Source organism: Streptosporangium sp. NPDC002544 (assembly GCF_040295965.1).
GTDB lineage: Bacteria > Actinomycetota > Actinomycetes > Streptosporangiales > Streptosporangiaceae > Streptosporangium.
This window is the reverse complement of record NZ_JBEOWJ010000005.1, coordinates 1-17848: the sequence shown is the minus strand read 5'-3', so window position 1 is coordinate 17848 and position 17848 is coordinate 1. Positions and strand designations below refer to the sequence as shown.

The window sequence follows — 17848 nt, the reverse complement described above, 5'->3', positions numbered from 1 at the left end:
CTCACGACCCCGCTCTCCTCAGTCCAGTCCCCGGCGCGGCCTCACGACCCCGCTCTCCTCAGTCCAGTCCCCGGCGCGGCCTCACGGCCCCTCTCTCCTCAGTCCAGTCGCCGGCGCGACCTCACGGGGAGTCCCCCAAGGGGAGGCGTGAGGCACGTCTCCGGGGTGATTCTTGGGGCGGGAGAACGGCGCGTCCCTTCTCCTCAGTCCAGTTGCCGGCGCGGCCTCACGGGCCGTCCCTCAGGAAGATTCTTGAGGGACGGCCCCAGGGCGCTGTCCCGGCCGGTCCGGTGCGGCCTCACGAGTTGAGGGTGCTTGGTGGGATTACGGGGTTGCGAGTCTGGTCCTCGCCCAGTCGACCGTGGCCTTCAGGCCCGTGGCCAGGTCCGTCTGGGGGCGCCAGCCGAGCCCGTCGAAGGCGGGAGCCGGATCGACGGCCATGGCCGGGAGGTCTCCCAGGCGGGCCGGAGCCCCATCCGGCTCGTCGACGGCCCCCGCCGCCGCGGCGACCAGGGAGTGCAGCCTCCGGTCGGTGGTCTCGACTCCGGTGCCCAGGTTGAAGCGGCCGCCGCCGCCCTTGGCGCCACAGGCACGGGCGAAGCCGTCGACCACGTCGTCGACGAAGATGTAGTCGCGGGTCTGGGTGCCGTCGCCGTACACCACCGTGGGGGTGCCGTTGAGCAGCGCGTCCGTGAAGATGGCGACCACCCCCGCCTCGCCGTCCGGCGACTGGCGCGGGCCGTAGACGTTGGAGAGCACCAGCGTGGTGTAGTCGATGCCGTGGAGCGCCTTGAAGGTGGCCAGGTAGGTCTCCGCGCTGAGCTTGGAGGCCGCGTACGGAGAGCGCGGGTCGGTCGCCGCGCCGCCGGGGACCGGGATGACCGCCGGCCTGCCGTAGACCGCGACCGAGGAGGCGAAGACGACCTTGCGGGTGCCACCGTGGTGGGCGGCCGTCAGGACCGACGCGGTGCCCTCGACGTTGAGCCTGGCGTCGTGTACCGGGTCGGCCACGCTCTTGCGCACGCTGATCTGCGCTGCGAGGTGGCAGACGACCTCGGGTCTCCACTCGGCCGCCAGGCCGATCAGGGCCGGGTCCCGGATGTCCATCACGTGCAGGGCGAACAGGGGGCTCTCCGCGGCGCGGACCAGGTTGCCGCGGTCGCCACCGGACAGGTCGTCCACCACCGCGACCTCGTGCCCGTCGGCCAGCAGCCGGTCAACGAGGGTGGAGCCGATGAACCCCGCCCCACCGGTCACGAGTATGCGCATGAGCAACCCCCATCGTCGTGTGACTCCTCCGCTCCACGAGGGGAGTGGCTTCTCGGTTCCCTCGACCGAGAGAACCGACGGCCAGGCCATGACCGTTTCGAACCCAGGAACCATAACAGGGAAGCGGTTCACCTGCCGGGTGAACCCGGCAGCCTCTCGGCACACGCGATGACCACGACCGTACGGAGGCTCCGGAGAGGTCAGTGGGCGAGTTCGGAGCGTACCTGGTCGATCCGGCTGAGCACCTTGGCCCGCAGGTCCTCCGAGACCTGGTCGCAGCCGCAGTGCTTGGCGACGAGTTGCTTGACGACCTGCTCCAGGCCGTACTCCTCCAGGCAGGGGTGGCACTCGTCCAGGTGCTGGCGGATGTCCGCGCAGTTGCGCTCGTCGAGCTCGCCGTCCAGGTAGGTGTAGACCTTGTCCAGGACCTCACGACAGTCGGTGTCGTGGTGCTCGCCACAGCTCATGCGATCACCTCACCCAGGGGTGTCGAGGCCACCGGGGCGGAATCGCCGTTCCTGTCTCGCTCGCTCACTTCGCACCTTCCGCGGGAACCAGGCCACGCTCACGGGCGTAGTCCTCAAGTTGGGTCCGCAGCTGGCGACGGCCACGGTGCAGCCGCGACATCACGGTCCCGATGGGGGTCCCCATGATGTCCGCGATCTCCTTGTACGGGAAGCCCTCGACGTCGGCGAGATAGACCGCGATGCGGAACTCCTCGGGAAGCGCGGCCAGCGCCCGCTTCACGTCGGTGTCCGGGAGGTGCTCCAGCGCCTCGACCTCCGCCGACTTCAACCCCGCCGAAGTGTGCGACTCGGCCCTGGCCAGCTGCCAGTCCTCGATCTCCTCGGCGCCCGACTGCTTGGGCTCCCGCTGCTTCTTGCGGTAACTGTTGATGAAGGTGTTGGTCAGGATTCGGTAAAGCCACGCCTTGAGGTTCGTGCCTTGCTGGAACTGGTGAAAGGACGCGAACGCCTTGGCGAAGGTCTCCTGAAGAAGGTCCTCGGCGTCCGCGGGGTTCCGGGTCATCCGAAGTGCGGCAGAGTAGAGCTGGTCGAGATAGGGCATGACATCCCGCTCGAACCGTGTGCTCCGCTGCTCCAGAGTCTCCTCGTCTGTCGCAGGGACCGGACCCACCCCCTTAAGATCGCCGGAGTCCTGCTGACGCGGGACACCGTACTGAGCGGAGGATACCCGCTCACCGGGGATGGCCCGATCACCGGGGCGGGTGACGGGTTCGATCAAGGCGAGCATCTGCTTGCCAACCTCCGAAAGGATCGTGCGTTGTCCGCTTGCAACACGCTCGTCCAGTCATCTGTTCCCGCAAGATAGAAGGTGACGAACGACCCGGTACGGGGAAAAGAAGATACGTACCGGTAGGTAATCAAAGACCACCGGATCCTCCCGACGCCAGGAGCTGCTTGTGCTGCCCATCCCGGCCGAAGAGCTGAACGGCTCAGGTGCGCTCGGGCCGTACTGGACCTTTTATCACGCGGTCGTGGCCGAGCAACTGAGTCGATGGCTGCCGGAAACCCCCTCCACCGTCCTCGACATGTCCTGCGGCAACGGCCGCTGGGCCGTCCAGGCGGCGAAGGCGGGACACCGGGTGATCGAGATGGTCGACTTCCGCCGGCCCGCGGACGACCAACCGCTGCACGACATCTCCAGGGTCAGCCAGGTACGCGCCGACGACCTGCGCTTCCTGCCCGACTGCAGCGTGGACGCCGTGCTCGCCGAGGAACGGGCGATGTCCGTGGAGCTCATGGCCGAGTCCGCGATCGACGATGTCGTCAGGGTTCTGCGTCCCGGCGGCCGGACACTGGTCTGCGTCGACTCCCTGGTGCTGGGGATGGCGATCCTCGCCGAGCAGAACTACTGGGCCCACCTGCGCCAGACCGGCGAGGTCATGCTCGTACCCTGGCCCGACGGCAGCATCACCCGCTGCTTCAGCAGCGCCCAGCTCCGCGAGCTGCTCACCGAGGCGGGCCTGGAGGTCGAGTGGGTACGGCCCCGCACGGTGCTGTCCCCCTCGACCGTCGACCATGTGCTCGCCTCCGACTCCCGGGCGCTCACCTGGCTGGTCAACACCGAACTGGACACCCACCCCGACGACGACGACACGGTGGGCATCCACTTGGTCGCCAGCGCGCGCCGACCTGTTTGATTGCGACGCTGTGTTGATTGCGACGCTAGCGCGTCGCGGTTCGGCCGCTCTTATCCGGCTCCTTCCCTCGTCGATCGGGGTCGCTCGTTCCTCGCAACCCCGCTCTCCTCAGTCCAGTCCCCGGCGCGGCCTCACGGGGAGTCCCCCAAGGACAGAGCACAAGACACGTCCACGGGGAGATTCCTAGTGCGGGAGGCCGGCGCGGCCTCACGGGGAGTCCCTCAGGGGAGGGCATGGGGCACATCCCCAGGATGTTTTCTGGGTTGGGTGGACGGCGCGTCCCTTCGGGGAAGGGTCACGGGCACATCCCCTGGATGCTTCCGGGGGCAGGGTCAGCGTCGGCGTTCGCGTTTGGACTGGCACTGGAGGCAGCGGGCGGCCTCGGGGCGCGCCTCCAGCCTGCCCTCCGGAACGGGCGCGGCGCAGTCCGCACAGAGTCCGTAGCACCCCTCGTCCATCCGCCTGAGCGCCTCGATCACCGAACCCCGGTGCCGGGTGGCCCCTTCCAGCAGTGCCCGGTTGCGGTCGGAATCGGTCAGCTCGGAACCGGCGTCCGCCGGGGAGCGGTCCCCCGCGGCGGGTGAATCTCCGCGAAGGACTCCGATGGAACGGTCAAGTTCGGCGAGCATGTTCTTCAGACGCTCGCGCGCGGTCGCGACATCCACGAATCCGCACCTCCGGAAAACGGGGACGGCCTGTGAAGGGATCCCCGACTCTCCCGTCAGGCGCAAGGGGTGAGCTCTGGCGACGGTGATCTCGCCCACTTGTCGCGAGTCACCGCTTTCCTCAGCGGATGCCCACTTGCCGGAACTTTTACACCGGATCGACCAGCGTTTTAAGAAGAGCCGCCCTCCCGCTACCGCAGCGGCTCGACGAGCTCGGGGCTGTTGTTGCGCACCGAGTTGACCGCGGTGGAGACCGGATAGACCTCCAGCCCGGTGGAGCCCGCGGGGATCAGGAACTCCCGCGCGTCGGTCACTCCCGGGTCGAGCCACTCACCCCACCGGTCGCGCTCGATCAGCATCGGCATCCGGTCGTGTACCGCACCGGCCTCGTCCACGGCGTCGGTCGTGATGATCGTGCAGGTCGCCAGCCAGGAGAGCGGGTCGTCTTCGGCCCGGCCCCGGTCCCGCCAGAACTCGTACAGTCCCGCCATGGCCAGCACGCCGCCGTCGGCGGGGCGGACGAAGTAGGGCTGCTTCTTCGGTCTGCCCTTGGCGTCCTTCTCGTCGAGCACGACCCACTCGAAGTAACCGTCGGCGGGCAGCAGGCACCTGCGCTCCGCGAACGCCTTACGGTAGGCGGGTTTCTCCGCCACCGTCTCCACCCGCGCGTTGATCATCTTTGAGCCGATGGAAGGGTCCTTGGCCCAGGCCGGGACCAGCCCCCAGCGGACCACGCGGAGCTGCCGGACCGGTCGGCCGTCCGGATCGGCCTTCGGCACCCGGTTCATCACCGCGTACACCGGTTTCGTGGGCGCGACGTTGTAGTCGGGCCTGAGTTCGTCGTCGGCCGCACCGTCAAACTCGACCTGGAACTCCTCCAGCAACTCGTGCTTGTCCCGCGTAGACGCGTATCTCCCGCACATATCTCCACTTTGCCACGCCACGGCACACCGGAAGCCCCCACCGAGAAGTACCCAAGATCCCTCTCCCCAGGGACACCCCGTTCTCCCGCCCCAAGAATCACCCCGGGAACGTGCCCCATGCCTCCCCTTGGGGGAACTCCCCGTGAGGCCGCGCCGGGGACTGGACTGAGGAGAGCGGGGCCGTGAGGCCGCGCCGGGGACTGGACTGAGGAGAGGGAGGTTGCGAGGAACGAGCGACCTCCCTCGACGAGGGAAGGAGCCGGACAAGAGCGGCCTCACCGCGACGCGCCAGCGTCGCCGGCAACCCGTGAGGAACGAGCGACCTTCCTCGACGAGGGAAGGAGCCGGATCCCAGCGGCCGAACCGCGACGCGCCGGCGTCGCCAACAACCCGTGAGGAACGAGCGACCTTCCTCGACGTGGGAAGGAGCCGGATCCCAGCGTCGCAGTTCACACAGCGTCGCCGACAACTCGCCTCCCGGTAGGCTTTTGGCCATGTCCGCTCCGCTGTGGCCCGCGCCGACCGCGACCGAACCCGTCCGCGCGACCGTTCCCCTGCCCGGGTCGAAGTCCGTGACCAACCGCGCACTGCTGCTCGCCGCACTGGCCGAGGGACCCGGCACGGTACGGCTGGCGCTGCGCAGCCGCGACGCCGATCTGATGGCGGACGCGCTGCGGGCACTGGGCGCGACGATGACCCCCTCCAACGAGAGCGCCTCGAGCGTCGACTGGGCGATCACGCCCGGCCCCGTCGTCAGCGGCGCCCACATCGACGTAGGGCTGGCGGGCACGGTCATGCGCTTCGTGCCGCCCATGGCGGCACTGGCCAGGGGCGAGGTGTTCTTCGACGGCGACCCGCACGCGCGTAAGCGCCCGATGGGCCCGATCCTGCGCGCGCTGCGCGCCCTCGGCGCCGAGGTGACCGGCGACGCGCTGCCTTTCACCATCAGGGGGCCGCTGACCGGCGGCGAGGTCAGGCTCGACGCGTCGGGCTCCTCACAGTTCCTCTCCGGCCTGCTGCTGACCGCCGCGCGCTTCGAGAAGGGCGTGACGGTACGCCACGACGGCCCGCCGATCCCCTCGCAGCCGCACATCCAGATGACCGTTCAGATGCTGCGCGAGTTCGGCGTCGTGGTGGACGACTCCGAGCCGGACGTCTGGCGGGTCGAGCCCGGCCCCATCGGGGCGAGGGACTTCACGGTTGAGCCCGACCTGTCCAATGCGGCGCCGTTCCTGTCCGCCGCCATGGTGACAGGCGGCACGGTCACCATTCCCGACTGGCCCGTGCGGACGACCCAGCCGGGTGACCAGTTGCGCACGCTGCTGGCCGACATGGGCGCCTCGGTGGAGCACACACCCGAGGGGCTGGCGGTCACCGGTACCGGACGGATCACCGGAATCGAGGCGGACCTGCGCGACGTGGCCGAACTGACCCCGACGATCGCCGCGCTGGCCGCTCTCGCCGACTCCCCCAGCAGGATCAGCGGCGTCGCCCACATCCGCGGGCACGAGACCGACCGGCTGGCCGCTCTGGTCGCGGAGATCAACGGTCTCGGCGGCGACGCGAACGAGACCGAGGACGGCCTGGAGATCCGGCCCCGACCGCTCACCGGCGGCGTGTTCCACTCCTACGCCGACCACCGGATGGCCACCGCCGGAGCGGTCATCGGGCTGGCCGTGCCCGGCGTCGAGGTGGAGGACATCGCCACCACGGGTAAGACCCTTCCCGAGTTCGCCTCGATGTGGGCGGACATGCTGCGCGGCGCGCGGTGAGGGGCGACCGGCCGGCAGGCCCAGGAGGCGCCCGGTAGTCGCGGCCCTTCGCGGGGCGCACCGGGCCGGACAAGGCGGAGAAACTGAGAAAGCGCGAGTACGACGAGGACGACGTCAGGGTCAGGCCGGGAAAGGGATCCCGGCCCCGGACCCGGATCCGTCCTGCCCATGAGAACGCGGTCCCGGCGTTCGTGGTCGCCGTCGACCGCGGACGCTACACCTGCCTGGTCGAGTCGGAGGGCGAGCGGGGACGCCGCCGCAAGCGGGACCAGGCGGAGGGCGCCGCGATGAGCGGCCGGGTCGTGGTCGCGATGAAGGCCCGCGAGCTGGGCCGCAAGGGAATCGTGGTCGGCGACCGGGTGGCCCTGGTGGGCGACGTCTCCGGGATGACCGACACGCTGGCCCGCGTCGTGCGGGTGGAGCCCCGTGCCTCCATGCTCCGCCGCTCCGCGGACGACACCGACAACACCGACGGCATCGAGCGCCCTGTGGTCGCCAACGCCGACCAACTCGTCATCGTGACGGCCCTGGCCGACCCGCCGCCCCGGCCCCGCATGATCGATCGGATGCTGGTCGCGGCCTTCGACGCCGACATCGAGCCACTGCTCTGCCTCACCAAGTCCGATCTCGCCTCGCCCGACGAGTTGGTCTCGCTGTACGCCCCCCTCGGCGTGCCGTACGTGGTGGTCTCCAAGGGCGGCGACCTGGTGGAGGTGCGAGAGCGCCTCAAGAGCCGGATCAGCGTGCTCGTCGGCCATTCCGGGGTGGGTAAGTCAACCCTGGTCAACGCCCTGGTGCCGGACGCCAACCGGGCCGTCTCACACGTGAACGCGGTGACCGGCCGGGGCCGTCACACCTCCACCTCCGCCGTCGCCCTCGAACTGCCGGAGAGTGGCTGGATCATCGACACCCCCGGGGTGCGCAGCTTCGGTCTGGCCCATGTCTCGGTGGAGACGGTCCTGGCGGGCTTCCCCGACCTGATCGAGGGCACCGTCCATTGCCCGAAGGGCTGCAACCACCTTTCAGCGGAGTGCGCCCTGGACGCCTGGGTAGCCGCCGGCCACGCCGACCCGGCCCGCCTGACCTCCCTACGCCGCCTCCTTGCCAGCCGCGAAGGCACCCCCGACGACGACTAACCCCCAAGGAACACCACAGGGACGTGCCCCACGCTCCCCCCTTGAGGGACTCCCCGTGAGGCCGCGCCGGGGACTGGACTGAGGAGAGGGAGGTTGCGAGGAACGAGCGACCTCCCTCGACGAGGGAAGGAGCCGGATCCCAGCGGCCGAACCGCGACGCGCCAGCGTCGCCGGCAACTCGCGAGGAACGAGCGGCCCTGGTCGACGAGGGAAGGAGCCGGATAAGAGCGGCCGAACCGCGACGCGTTAGCGTCGCCAGAGGCTGGCGACACGATTCTCCCTCTTGCGCCCCACTCTCCTCAATTCGGTCACCAACGCGATAGCGTTGGCATCCGTGACGGGTTACAACGACGATCTTCGCCTCGCGCACGTCATGGCCGACGCGGCCGACGATCTGACCATGCGTCGGTTCAAGGCCCTGGACCTGCGGGTGGAGAACAAGCCTGACCTCACACCGGTGAGCGATGCCGACCAGGCCGCCGAGCAGGCGATCCGCGCGACCCTCGGCCGGGCCCGGCCTCGCGACACCATCATCGGCGAGGAGTTCGGCAAGAGCGGCTACGGCGAGCGCTCGTGGATCATCGACCCGATCGACGGCACCAAGAACTACGTACGCGGAGTGCCCGTCTGGGCCACGCTCATCGCCCTGGTGGACCAGGGCCGCGTCGTCGTGGGCCTGGTCTCGGCCCCCGCGCTCGGCCGCCGCTGGTGGGCCGCCCGCGACGGCGGCGCCTGGACCGGCAAGAGCCTCACCAAGGCCACGCGCTGCCAGGTCTCCTCCGTCGCCTACCTGGAGGACGCGTCGTTCTCCTACTCCAGCCTCGGTGGCTGGGAGGAGGCCGGGAAGCTCGACGCCTTCCTCGACCTGAACCGTTCCGTCTGGCGCAGCCGCGCCTACGGTGACTTCTGGTCACACATGATGGTCGCCGAGGGCGCGGTCGACGTGTCGGCGGAGCCCGAACTCTCCCCCTGGGACATCGCGGCACTGACCGTGATCGTCGAGGAGGCGGGCGGCATCTGGACCGACCTGTCGGGTGTCCCCGACATCGACGGCGGCAGCCTGCTGTGCAGCAACGGCCCCCTGCACACCAAGATCCTCGAGCGCCTCGGCAGCGGGCCGCTCACCCTCCCCGTCTAGTCCCCCTTCCAGGCGCCGTACGGCCGTCCGCTCTTCCGCACACGCCCAGGTACCCGCCATGCCCGTTGGCCCACCCCGGGCCATGTCCGTTCACCTTCCCCAGGATGTCGGGAGGGTGAACGGATCGACACACCTGTGACGACCACGGCCGGAGGCGATGGCGAACCGACGGCCCTCCCCTGCCCACCAGGTCATCTTTCCCCCAAAACCCTCTAAAGCGCAGCCCAAAGGCCCTACGAGGGTGCAAGCCAGGACGAAAATCCTGCCAAAGCCCGGGTATTCACATCCGTGGGTTCACCTCTTCCGGTGCCGGTCACGACTCGTTTCACTTCCGTTCACTTTGCCCCAGTTTCATCGAAGACATCGAGAACGGATCTCACTACGGAGAAGGAACATAACCGTGACCAGTGGACAGCGCCGCCTCAGCGCGGTGGCGACGGCCGCGCTCGTCGTTTCGCTCGCGGCCGCATGCGGTGGCGACGCCAAGCCCAGCAGTGACGGAAGCACCTCGTCCGCCGCCCCCGCCACCGAGGCGAGCGCGGCTCTGAGCGGCGAAGTCAAGATCGACGGTTCCAGCACCGTGGCTCCCCTCACCCAGGCCGCCTCCGAGCTCTTCGGCGAGGAGCAGCCGCAGGTGAAGGTGCCGGTCGGCACCTCGGGCACCGGCGGCGGCTTTGAGAAGTTCTGCGCCGGCGAGACCGACATCTCGAACGCCTCCCGTGCGATCAAGGACGAGGAGAAGGCGGCCTGCGAGGCGAAGGGCATCACGTTCACCGAGCTCACGGTGGCGACCGACGCGCTGACCGTCGTGGTTCCCAAGGAGAACGACTGGGTCACCTGCCTCACCACCGACCAGCTCAAGAAGATCTGGGAGCCGGCGGCCGAGGGCAAGATCAAGACCTGGAAGGACGTCGACGCCAAGTTCCCCGCCGAGGCGCTGAAGCTCTACGGCCCCGGCACCGACTCCGGCACCTTCGACTACTTCACCGCCGAGATCAACGGTGAGGAGGGTGCCAGCCGCAAGGACTACAGCCCGAGCGAGAACGACAACGACATCGTCACCGGTGTCTCGGGCGCCAAGGGTGGTCTGGGCTACTTCGGCTTCACCTACTTCGAGGAGAACGTCGACAAGCTGAAGGCCGTGGAGATCGACTCGGGCAGCGGCTGCGTGGCCCCGAGCGTCGAGGCGGCCCAGGGCGGCAAGTACACCCCGCTCTCCCGCCCGCTGTTCATCTACCCCTCCACCGCAGCGGTGAAGCGGCCCGAGGTCGCGGCCTTCCTCGACTACTACGCGTCCAACATCGACGCGATCGCCAAGGACGCCAAGTTCGTCCCGCTGAACGCCGAGCAGGAGGCCAAGCTCAAGGCTGACATCACGTCGCTGAAGAGCGCCGGCTGATGTCGGCACAGCACCGCACGACCGTTCCAGGGACCTCGGGGTCCCTGGCGCGGTCGCGCCCGCGTTACGGCGAGTTCGTGGTCAAGGCCGTTCTCCTGACCGCGGCCATGGTGTCGGTGGCGACCACGATCGGCATCGTCATCGCACTCCTCGAACCGACCGTCGAGTTCTTCGCCACGGTGAGCATCGGCGAGTTCTTCGGGTCCACCGACTGGGGACCGCTGTTCAACCCGCCGGCGTTCGGTGTCTGGCCGCTCATCGTGGCGACCGTGGAGATCACCTTCATCGCCGTCGTGGTCGCCGTGCCGCTCGGCCTGGCCGCGGCGATCTACCTGTCGGAGTACGCCTCCCGCAGGACTCGCAAGATTTTCAAGCCGGTGCTCGAGGTTCTCGCGGGCGTTCCGACGGTGGTCTTCGGCTTCTTCGCCCTCACCTTCGTCACGCCGCTGCTCAGGGACCTCTTCCCCTTCCTGGACCTGGAGGCCAAGAACGCGCTCGCCGCCGGCCTCCTGGTCGGCGTGATGATCATCCCGATCGTCGCGTCGCTGTCCGAGGACTCGATGGCCGCGGTGCCGAACGGCCTGCGCGAGGGCTCGTACGCCCTCGGCGCCTCCAAGATGCTCACCTCGGTGCGCGTCGTCGTCCCCGCCGCGTTCTCCGGTATCGTCGCCGCCATCATCCTGGCGATCTCCCGGGCCGCGGGCGAGACGATGATCGTCGCGATCGCGGGCGGTTTCAAGTCCGTCTTCACGCTCTACCCGGGCAATGAGATGTCCACGATGGCGGCCTTCATCGCCCAGGCCGGCTCCGGCGACGCCTCGGTCGGCTCGATCGCCTACAAGACCATCTTCGCGGTGGGTTCCCTGCTCTTCGTGATCACCTTCGCGATGAACTACCTCAGCGCCCGCATGGTCCAGAAGTATCGCGAGGTCTACGACTGATGGCCATCCTCTCCACCCCGCGTTCGGCCGTGCAGCTGGCGAGCAAGGGACGTCCGCTCAGGGAGCACCTCTTCCGCATCGCGCTGCTGGCCAGCCTCGCGATCGCTCTGGCGTTCCTGGCCATGTTGCTCATCTACGTCGTCGAGAAGGGCTGGCCACGGCTCAACCCGATGCTCTGGGAGAACCAGCCCTCGATCCGCCGCCCGGAGACCTCGGGCATCCAGTCGGGCATCCTGGGCACTTTGTGGATCATCGCGCTGACCGCGGTCATGGCCCTGCCCACCGGGATCCTCGCGGCGATCTACCTTGAGGAGTACGCCGACAAGACCAAGTGGTACAACAAGCTGATCGAGCTGAACATCTCCAACCTGGCGGCCGTTCCCTCGATCGTCTACGGCATCCTCGGCCTGGGCATCATCGCCCGCTGGCTGCAGTTCGGCTTCACGGTCATGACCGGCGCGGTCACCATCTCGCTGCTCGTGCTGCCCATCGTGATCATCTCCGCCCGTGAGGCCATCCGCGCGGTGCCGCCGTCGATCCGCGAGGGCTCGCTGGCACTGGGCGCCACCCAGTGGCAGACCATCTACCGCCAGGTGCTCCCGGCGTCGATCCCGGGCATCGCGACGGGCTCGATCCTGGCCCTCTCCCGTGCGATCGGCGAGGCGGCCCCGTTCCTGATGCTCGGCGCCGCGACGCTGGTCCGGTTCAACCCCGAGGGTGTCTGGAGCAGTTTCACCGTCCTGCCGTTGCAGATCTACAGCTTCATCAGCCGGCCCCAAGAGGAGTTCAGCATCCTCGCCTCCGCGGCGATCGTGATCCTGCTGGCGATCCTGCTCCTGATGAACTCGGTCGCCATCTGGCTCCGTAACCGCTACCAGAAGCGCTGGTGAGGTAAGAAATGTCCGAGATTGGAATTTCCGTGCCGAATGTGAACGTGCGCGGCCCCGAAGTCCCCCGCACCATCGAGGCCCTCGACCCGGTCTTCACCGTCTCCAACCTCAGCGTTTTCTACGGTGACTACGAGGCGGTACGCGGGGTCGACCTGACCATCGGCAACCGTGAGATCACGGCCATGATCGGCCCGTCCGGCTGCGGCAAGAGCACGGTGCTCCGCTGCTTCAACCGGATGAACGACCTGATCCCCGGCGCCCGCGCGGTCGGCGAGATCCTGTACCACGACGAGAACCTGTACGGCGACCACGTGGACCCGATCGAGGTCCGCCGCCGGATCGGCATGGTCTTCCAGAAGCCGAACCCCTTCCCCAAGTCGATCTACGACAACATCGCCTACGGTCCCCGGGTCAACGGGATCAAGGGCAACATGGACGAGATCGTCGAGGAGGCGCTGACCAAGGCGGCGCTCTGGGACGAGGTCAAGGACAAGATCAAGCAGAACGCGCTCTCCCTGTCCGGCGGACAGCAGCAGCGACTGTGCATCGCCAGGGCGATCGCGGTGAAGCCCGACGTCATCCTGATGGACGAGCCCTGCTCGGCCCTGGACCCGATCGCGACAACCAAGATCGAAGACCTGATGCAGGAGCTGACGCGCGACTACACGATCGTCATCGTCACCCACAACATGCAGCAGGCCGCCCGTGTCTCCGACCGTACCGCCTTCTTCACCGCCGAGGTCGACGAAGCCGGCGTGCGGCACGGCCGCCTGGTGGAGTTCGACGAGACCAGCCGCATCTTCACCAACCCCAGCGACAAGCGGACCGAGGATTACATCACCGGTCGCTTCGGCTGACCCACATTGGAGGATCCGGGTGCTCCAGCCGCAGACGGCACCAGAAGTGGAAGGGGACAGACGGACGGCACCCATACTGCTGGTGGCCGATCCGGAAGCGGCCATGGTCCATGACCTGTCCGCGGCCCTGGAACGCGAAGGGGTGCGGGTCACGGGTGTCACCGACGGTGCCCAGGCTCTCCTGCAGGCCGGGGCACTGCGGCCCGACGTCGTTCTCGTCAGCGCCTCGCTGCCGGTCCTGGGGGCTGTGGAGTTTGTCCGCGCGGTACGGCTGACGCGGGCGATCCCCGTCCTGCTGGGCGTGGGCGAGGGACACGCCCAGCAGGCCGTCCAGGCGCTGGCCGCCGGGGCCACCGCGTGCGTGGCCCGCCCCTACCGGGTGCCCGAGCTACTGCCCCTGGTCCACGCCGCGTTCACCGGCGAGTCCGGGGCCCGCAGGGTGCTCGTGGTCGGCAAGGTGGAACTCGACGTCAACGCCTACCAGGTCACGGTCGGCGGCCGGATCATCCACCTGCCGCTGCGCGAGTTCGAGCTGCTGCACTACCTGATGCGTAACGCGCACCGCACCGTGACGCGGGAGCAGATCATGAGGCATGTCTGGAACTCCACGGACACCGCCTCGACCAACACCATCGCGGTACACGTCAAGCGTCTCCGCGCGCGTCTGGGCGACACCGACGACCAGCTGATCCAGACCGTGCGCGGGGTGGGCTACCGCCTGGTCGACAGGACCCCGTAACGGGCACCCGCCGCTCAGTTCGTGTCCGGCTCGCAGCTGTGTTCGCCCCTGAAGGCTTTCATGACGCGCGTGGCCACGCCCTCGACCTTGGCGATGCCGGCACTCATACTCGGGCTGTCCTCAGTGAGGACAGCCACCGCGTAGTCGTGCCCGTCCCCGCGGATCAGTCCGGTGCTGACGACCACCCAGCGCCCGTTCGACGCGTGCCGCAGCCAGCCGTTCTTCAGCGACACCTGGTCGTTCTCGCAGGCACCCGCGCTGATCCCCCACTTCTGGCCGGGGGTCACCCGCTCCATCAGCCCGAGCACCCGCCGGCGTTCCGCGGGAGCCAGCGGACTCCTACCCGTGGCCAGCGCCCTGACCAGCCGTACCTGGTCCTCGGCCGTGCTCTGCGTGGCGCCCCAGCAGTTCTGGGCCACGCACCGCCCGCCGGGGGTGTAGGTGCGCTTGAGACCGAGCCTGCGGTTCGCACTGGCCAGCCCGGACTCCAGGCCGATCCGCTCGTACAGCCGGTCGGCCGCTCCGTCGTCGCCGAAACGGATCATGTGCCTCGCGTCGGACCTGGCCTGGTCGCCGAGCTCGCGCCACCGTGTGTCGAGCAGCAGTGCCGTCAGGATGCTCACCTTGGAGATGCTGGCCATCGGCAGCTGGAGAGCACGGTGGTAGCGGTAGCGCCGGCCCGTGGTCAGGTCTCGCACCGAGACCGCGGTCCGGCCACCGCCGTACCTGACGAGAAAGCCGTCGAGGGTGTGCGTGAGCTTCCCGGAGAGAATCCTCGGCGAGCCGGCGAGTCCCGTCCGCCCCGGGACCCCGAGCGCCATGGTGCCGGGGAAGGTGGGCGCGGGAACCGCTGCCAGGAACGGCGCCGGAGGAGGGGGCACCGACGCCGGTGCCGCCTGCCGCCAAGGGGGTGCTGTCGGGGAAGACGCCGTCGGGGTGGAGATGCTCACCGGCGTCAGACCCTGGCACGTGCTACAGGCGGTGACCTGCGCGGTGACCAGCAGAACAGCTGCCGCGACCACCCGGTGCCTGGCTCTCATCATCCACCCCAACCGTCTCCCCCATTACGTGACGATCGGGATATATCCCGCAACAGGCACCAAGAAGATGATGAAGCGAAATCTAGTCAGAAAAAGGACTTACAGCTTGGAATGTCGCGCTGAACCTGCACCTACCCTTGGGAAACCTCGGCGGTTAGCCGGGCGATGCTCTCGTCGTCACAGGTCGCCCAGAACTCACCGACGACGTCTTCGAGGTGCTTCAGCGACTCGGCTCGGAAGAGAACATCCTGATATTTCGTGATGTCGTAGTGCGTGGTGCCCATGACGGCGACGTCCAGCGGCCGGATGTCCATGCCCCGGAACTCTTCGATCTCTCCGTAGGAGGACAGAATGCCCGCCCCGTACGCCCGCAGCTCCCCCTGGTCCATCATGACGCCGAACTCCATCGTGAACCAGAAGACCTTCGAGACGAACTCCAGCGCCTCGGAGCTCTCGACCCTCCGCGCCGCCTCCCCGGCCAGCCGGTAGAGCCGCGAGTAGCGGTCGGAGGCCAGTGCGTTGGCGTGCCCGATCACCTCGTGGATCACGTCGGGCTCCGGCGTGTACAGCGGCGTGGAGTGGTGCCGGATGTACTGCGTGGAGTGGAAGAGCCCATCGGCCAGAACGCCGTAGAAATCTCTGAGCGGCACCAGCCCCGCGGCCGGGATATAGCGGAACCCGGTCAGCGGCTCCAGCAGATCGCCGACCTCCTGTAGCTGCGGGATGCGCTCGGCGGGCAGTCCGAGCCGCTCGGTCGCGGCCAGATACTCGATGGTGGCATATTTGCGGTGCTTCAGGCTGAGTTCTCGGCTGACCAGCGCCCACACCTCGTGCTCCTGGGCGGTGTACTCGGCCGTCGGGATCGGCGTACCCGGCACGTACCCCACAGCGAGGGCCGCGATCGCGTTGCGGCGCGCACGGTAGACCGGATCGGCGAAACCTGGATGACCGGCACCGAGTTGGACCTCGATCGTGCCGTCGTCATGGGTCGCCACCGGCGCGAAGTACTGCGCTTCTTCGAACATGTATGAAATGACAGCAATTTCTGGAAACGTTGACAAGAGCGGCCAGTTTTACTAGGCGATCCGCACAGAACTGTACGGTCATACCGCGCTTACGCTGGTCGAATCGCCCAGTCTGCTGCCATCCTGTTGGGATGTCTATCGACGAGTTGGACGGCCGCCTCCTGGTCACCATGCGCGCCAACCCGCGCATCGGCCTGACCGAGCTGGCCCGCCTGCTCGGCGTGGCCCGGGGCACCGTTCAGGCCCGCGTCGAGAAACTGACCGCCCGCGGCGTCATCGCCGATTTCGGCCCCACGGTCACCCCCGAGGGGGCCGGGTACCCGATCCTGGCGTTCGTCTCGCTACAGATCGCCCAGGGCCGCCTGGGCGAGGCTGTACGGGCGCTGGAGCCCCTTCCCGAGATCCTGGAGGTCTACGGCACCAGCGGCCAGGCCGACCTGCTCTGCCGCGTGGTGGCCCGCAGCACCTCCGACCTCCAGGAGATCATCGCCCGCATTCTGGCCTCCCCCGCCGTCCAGCGGACCGACACCACGATCGCCCTCTCCGTCCAGGTCCCCTACCGGATCGAGCCCCTGCTCCGTGCCGCGGCCGACGCCTGACCCCCGGCCGGTTGCCGGCACGGGTCATCGACGGTCCGCGGACGCCCTGAGGCCGTCGAAGACGATGGCGAGCGTACGACGCTGGAGGTCGCGATCCCAGCCCGCGTGGAGCGCTCCCTGGCAGATGCCGGTGAGCAGCGCGATCACCTCGTCGAGCCGGACCTCCTCGCGGACCGTGCCGGCTTCCTGGGAGCGGACCAGGAGCGTCGCGATCCCCTCGCGCAGCATCTGAACCGAGCTCGCCACCTGGAGATCGATCCCCGTCTCGGCGAGAAGCCCCACGACCGTCCTCTTCTGCGCGGCCTGCTCGACCATGCGGGTAACGAAGGTGAACAGCGCCTCGCCGGATGCGTCGTCGGCCGCGAGAGCGGCCATATCCCGATCCAACCTGCCCAGGAGGTCCTTCATGATGGCCTGCAGGAGCTCCTGCTTGGTCGGAAAGTGCTTGAAGACCGTACCAATGGCCACTCCCGCACGGGCGGCGACCTCCTCGGTCGACGCCGACGGCCCCTTCTCCGCGAAGACCGCCTCCGCCGCGGCGAGAATCCGCTCCCGGTTACGCCGGGCGTCCGCGCGCATCGGCCTGGCACCGCCCGGCGAGGGCTTCGAGGACGTCATCCCGGTCGGCCTTCCCCGACCAGGGACACGAGACACGGCATTGACAAAGTGAGTCTCCACTCATAATCATTAAGATGAGTTTCCACTCATCTTAACTTCCACCAGCAAGGAACCCATCATGCCCGAAACCACAGTCGTTCCCGGTCCCCGCGAGATCTTCGAACGCATGCGGTGGCACTGGCTTGAGAACCTCGGCGGCATCGGGGGTGAGCTGGCCGAGGACGTCGTCATCGAGGTGCCCTTCGCCCCTTCCGGCAGAACCCGGCGGTACGAGGGCCGGGAGGCGTTCCTCCACTTCGCCGGCCCCGAACAGGCCGCCTTCGCCCGGAAGTTCCGCCTCGACGAGATCCGCGATGTGGTCATCCACGAAACCACCGATCCCGAGGCCATCGTCGTCGAGTACGAGCTCGCCGGCACCGTCATCGCCACCGGCCACCAAGCCGCCTCCGCCTTCATCGGGATTCTCCGGGTACGGGACGGGAAGATCATTCATTGGCGTGAGTACCAGAACACGCTGGCGATGATCGAGGTGCTCGGGGCCACTGAACGGACCTGAAAACCTCCGGTGGACAGGCCGTGGAAAGCACGAAGGCCCCCACCAAAGGTGAGGGCCCTCATGAAAGATTGTCCGGCGGCGACCTACTCTCCCACACCGTCCCCGGTGCAGTACCAT

The 17848-nt window shown here is 68.3% G+C and carries 19 protein-coding genes; 11 read left to right on the top strand and 8 right to left on the bottom strand.

All coding sequences use genetic code 11. The features are described from left to right. Positions 1–324: 324 nt before the first annotated feature. From ABT061_RS08775 to ABT061_RS08765, 3 genes are all read right to left on the bottom strand, one after another. Positions 325–1269 carry an NAD-dependent epimerase/dehydratase family protein gene (locus ABT061_RS08775; RefSeq protein ID WP_350914256.1) on the bottom strand — a complete coding sequence of 315 codons (945 nt, stop codon included), beginning with the start codon at positions 1267–1269 and terminating at the stop codon, positions 325–327. A gap of 200 nt (positions 1270–1469) precedes the next feature. After that, a complete protein-coding gene (gene rsrA, locus ABT061_RS08770; protein ID WP_030924877.1) occupies positions 1470–1736 on the bottom strand; it encodes a mycothiol system anti-sigma-R factor in 267 nt (88 codons plus the stop codon). A gap of 64 nt (positions 1737–1800) precedes the next feature. Then, entirely contained in the window at positions 1801–2406 is a 606-nt protein-coding gene (locus tag ABT061_RS08765) for a sigma-70 family RNA polymerase sigma factor (RefSeq protein WP_030924879.1), read from the bottom strand. A 286-nt stretch (positions 2407–2692) separates the two neighbouring features. On the opposite strand from ABT061_RS08765, the gene ABT061_RS08760 reads away from it, so the two are divergent. Next, the gene (locus ABT061_RS08760; protein WP_350914254.1) at positions 2693–3433 is read left to right on the top strand and encodes a class I SAM-dependent methyltransferase; all 741 of its coding nucleotides are present in this window, start codon (positions 2693–2695) and stop codon (positions 3431–3433) included. Between the two features lie 332 nt (positions 3434–3765). Here ABT061_RS08760 and ABT061_RS08755 read toward each other — a convergent pair whose 3' ends face one another. Then, on the bottom strand, positions 3766–4098 hold the full coding sequence (locus ABT061_RS08755) for a TraR/DksA family transcriptional regulator (RefSeq protein WP_030924883.1): 333 nt from the start codon (positions 4096–4098) through the stop codon (positions 3766–3768). 191 nt (positions 4099–4289) lie between these two features. Continuing rightward, positions 4290–5021, bottom strand: a complete 732-nt coding sequence (locus ABT061_RS08750) for an SOS response-associated peptidase (RefSeq protein WP_350914252.1) — start codon at positions 5019–5021, stop codon at positions 4290–4292. Between the two features lie 494 nt (positions 5022–5515). On the opposite strand from ABT061_RS08750, the gene aroA reads away from it, so the two are divergent. The 8 genes from aroA to ABT061_RS08710 all read left to right on the top strand — a co-directional run bounded on the left by aroA (position 5516) and on the right by ABT061_RS08710 (position 13893). Continuing rightward, positions 5516–6793 (top strand): 3-phosphoshikimate 1-carboxyvinyltransferase, encoded by a 1278-nt coding sequence (gene aroA, locus ABT061_RS08745; RefSeq protein ID WP_350914250.1) that lies wholly within the window; start codon positions 5516–5518, stop codon positions 6791–6793. A gap of 83 nt (positions 6794–6876) precedes the next feature. Next, entirely contained in the window at positions 6877–7929 is a 1053-nt protein-coding gene (rsgA, locus tag ABT061_RS08740) for a ribosome small subunit-dependent GTPase A (RefSeq protein WP_350914917.1), read from the top strand. 334 nt (positions 7930–8263) lie between these two features. Further along, the gene (gene hisN / locus ABT061_RS08735; RefSeq protein ID WP_350914248.1) at positions 8264–9067 is read left to right on the top strand and encodes a histidinol-phosphatase; all 804 of its coding nucleotides are present in this window, start codon (positions 8264–8266) and stop codon (positions 9065–9067) included. A 400-nt stretch (positions 9068–9467) separates the two neighbouring features. Next, complete coding sequence (locus ABT061_RS08730) at positions 9468–10466, top strand: PstS family phosphate ABC transporter substrate-binding protein (protein WP_350914246.1); 999 nt, start codon at positions 9468–9470, stop codon at positions 10464–10466. Next, complete coding sequence (gene pstC, locus ABT061_RS08725; RefSeq protein ID WP_350914244.1) at positions 10466–11407, top strand: phosphate ABC transporter permease subunit PstC; 942 nt, start codon at positions 10466–10468, stop codon at positions 11405–11407. Before ABT061_RS08730 ends, pstC begins: the two co-directional genes overlap by 1 nt. Then, positions 11407–12297 (top strand): phosphate ABC transporter permease PstA, encoded by an 891-nt coding sequence (gene pstA / locus ABT061_RS08720; RefSeq protein ID WP_350914243.1) that lies wholly within the window; start codon positions 11407–11409, stop codon positions 12295–12297. The genes pstC and pstA overlap by 1 nt, the downstream gene beginning before the upstream one ends. Before the next feature lie 29 nt (positions 12298–12326). Further along, on the top strand, positions 12327–13154 hold the full coding sequence (gene pstB / locus ABT061_RS08715) for a phosphate ABC transporter ATP-binding protein PstB (protein ID WP_386324170.1): 828 nt from the start codon (positions 12327–12329) through the stop codon (positions 13152–13154). Positions 13155–13236: 82 nt separating this feature from the next. Continuing rightward, positions 13237–13893: a response regulator transcription factor gene (locus tag ABT061_RS08710; protein WP_350914241.1), complete on the top strand. Its 657-nt coding sequence runs from the start codon at positions 13237–13239 to the stop codon at positions 13891–13893. 14 nt (positions 13894–13907) lie between these two features. Here the strand turns inward: ABT061_RS08710 and ABT061_RS08705 are convergent, their stop codons facing one another. After that, positions 13908–14774 carry a serine hydrolase gene (locus tag ABT061_RS08705; RefSeq protein WP_350914239.1) on the bottom strand — a complete coding sequence of 289 codons (867 nt, stop codon included), beginning with the start codon at positions 14772–14774 and terminating at the stop codon, positions 13908–13910. Positions 14775–15064: 290 nt separating this feature from the next. Beyond that, complete coding sequence (locus tag ABT061_RS08700) at positions 15065–15958, bottom strand: phenylalanine 4-monooxygenase (protein WP_350914237.1); 894 nt, start codon at positions 15956–15958, stop codon at positions 15065–15067. A gap of 131 nt (positions 15959–16089) precedes the next feature. Between ABT061_RS08700 and ABT061_RS08695 the strand changes: the two genes are divergently transcribed. Next, positions 16090–16557 carry an Lrp/AsnC family transcriptional regulator gene (locus ABT061_RS08695; protein ID WP_350914235.1) on the top strand — a complete coding sequence of 156 codons (468 nt, stop codon included), beginning with the start codon at positions 16090–16092 and terminating at the stop codon, positions 16555–16557. A gap of 24 nt (positions 16558–16581) precedes the next feature. Here the strand turns inward: ABT061_RS08695 and ABT061_RS08690 are convergent, their stop codons facing one another. After that, positions 16582–17175 (bottom strand): TetR/AcrR family transcriptional regulator, encoded by a 594-nt coding sequence (locus ABT061_RS08690; RefSeq protein ID WP_350914233.1) that lies wholly within the window; start codon positions 17173–17175, stop codon positions 16582–16584. Between the two features lie 118 nt (positions 17176–17293). On the opposite strand from ABT061_RS08690, the gene ABT061_RS08685 reads away from it, so the two are divergent. After that, on the top strand, positions 17294–17731 hold the full coding sequence (locus tag ABT061_RS08685) for a nuclear transport factor 2 family protein (protein ID WP_350914230.1): 438 nt from the start codon (positions 17294–17296) through the stop codon (positions 17729–17731). Positions 17732–17848 lie beyond the last annotated feature (117 nt).

What these genes read in the sequence shown, in the direction of transcription:
- ABT061_RS08775 (WP_350914256.1), bottom strand. Translation starts at nt 1,269, where the DNA reads ATGCGCATACTCGTGACCGGTGGGGCGGGGTTCATCGGCTCCACCCTC.
- rsrA (WP_030924877.1), bottom strand. Translation starts at nt 1,736, where the DNA reads ATGAGCTGTGGCGAGCACCACGACACCGACTGTCGTGAGGTCCTGGAC.
- ABT061_RS08750 (WP_350914252.1), bottom strand. Translation starts at nt 5,021, where the DNA reads ATGTGCGGGAGATACGCGTCTACGCGGGACAAGCACGAGTTGCTGGAG.
- aroA (WP_350914250.1), top strand. Translation starts at nt 5,516, where the DNA reads ATGTCCGCTCCGCTGTGGCCCGCGCCGACCGCGACCGAACCCGTCCGC.
- pstC (WP_350914244.1), top strand. Translation starts at nt 10,466, where the DNA reads ATGTCGGCACAGCACCGCACGACCGTTCCAGGGACCTCGGGGTCCCTG.
- pstA (WP_350914243.1), top strand. Translation starts at nt 11,407, where the DNA reads ATGGCCATCCTCTCCACCCCGCGTTCGGCCGTGCAGCTGGCGAGCAAG.
- ABT061_RS08700 (WP_350914237.1), bottom strand. Translation starts at nt 15,958, where the DNA reads ATGTTCGAAGAAGCGCAGTACTTCGCGCCGGTGGCGACCCATGACGAC.
- ABT061_RS08695 (WP_350914235.1), top strand. Translation starts at nt 16,090, where the DNA reads ATGTCTATCGACGAGTTGGACGGCCGCCTCCTGGTCACCATGCGCGCC.
- ABT061_RS08690 (WP_350914233.1), bottom strand. Translation starts at nt 17,175, where the DNA reads ATGACGTCCTCGAAGCCCTCGCCGGGCGGTGCCAGGCCGATGCGCGCG.
- ABT061_RS08685 (WP_350914230.1), top strand. Translation starts at nt 17,294, where the DNA reads ATGCCCGAAACCACAGTCGTTCCCGGTCCCCGCGAGATCTTCGAACGC.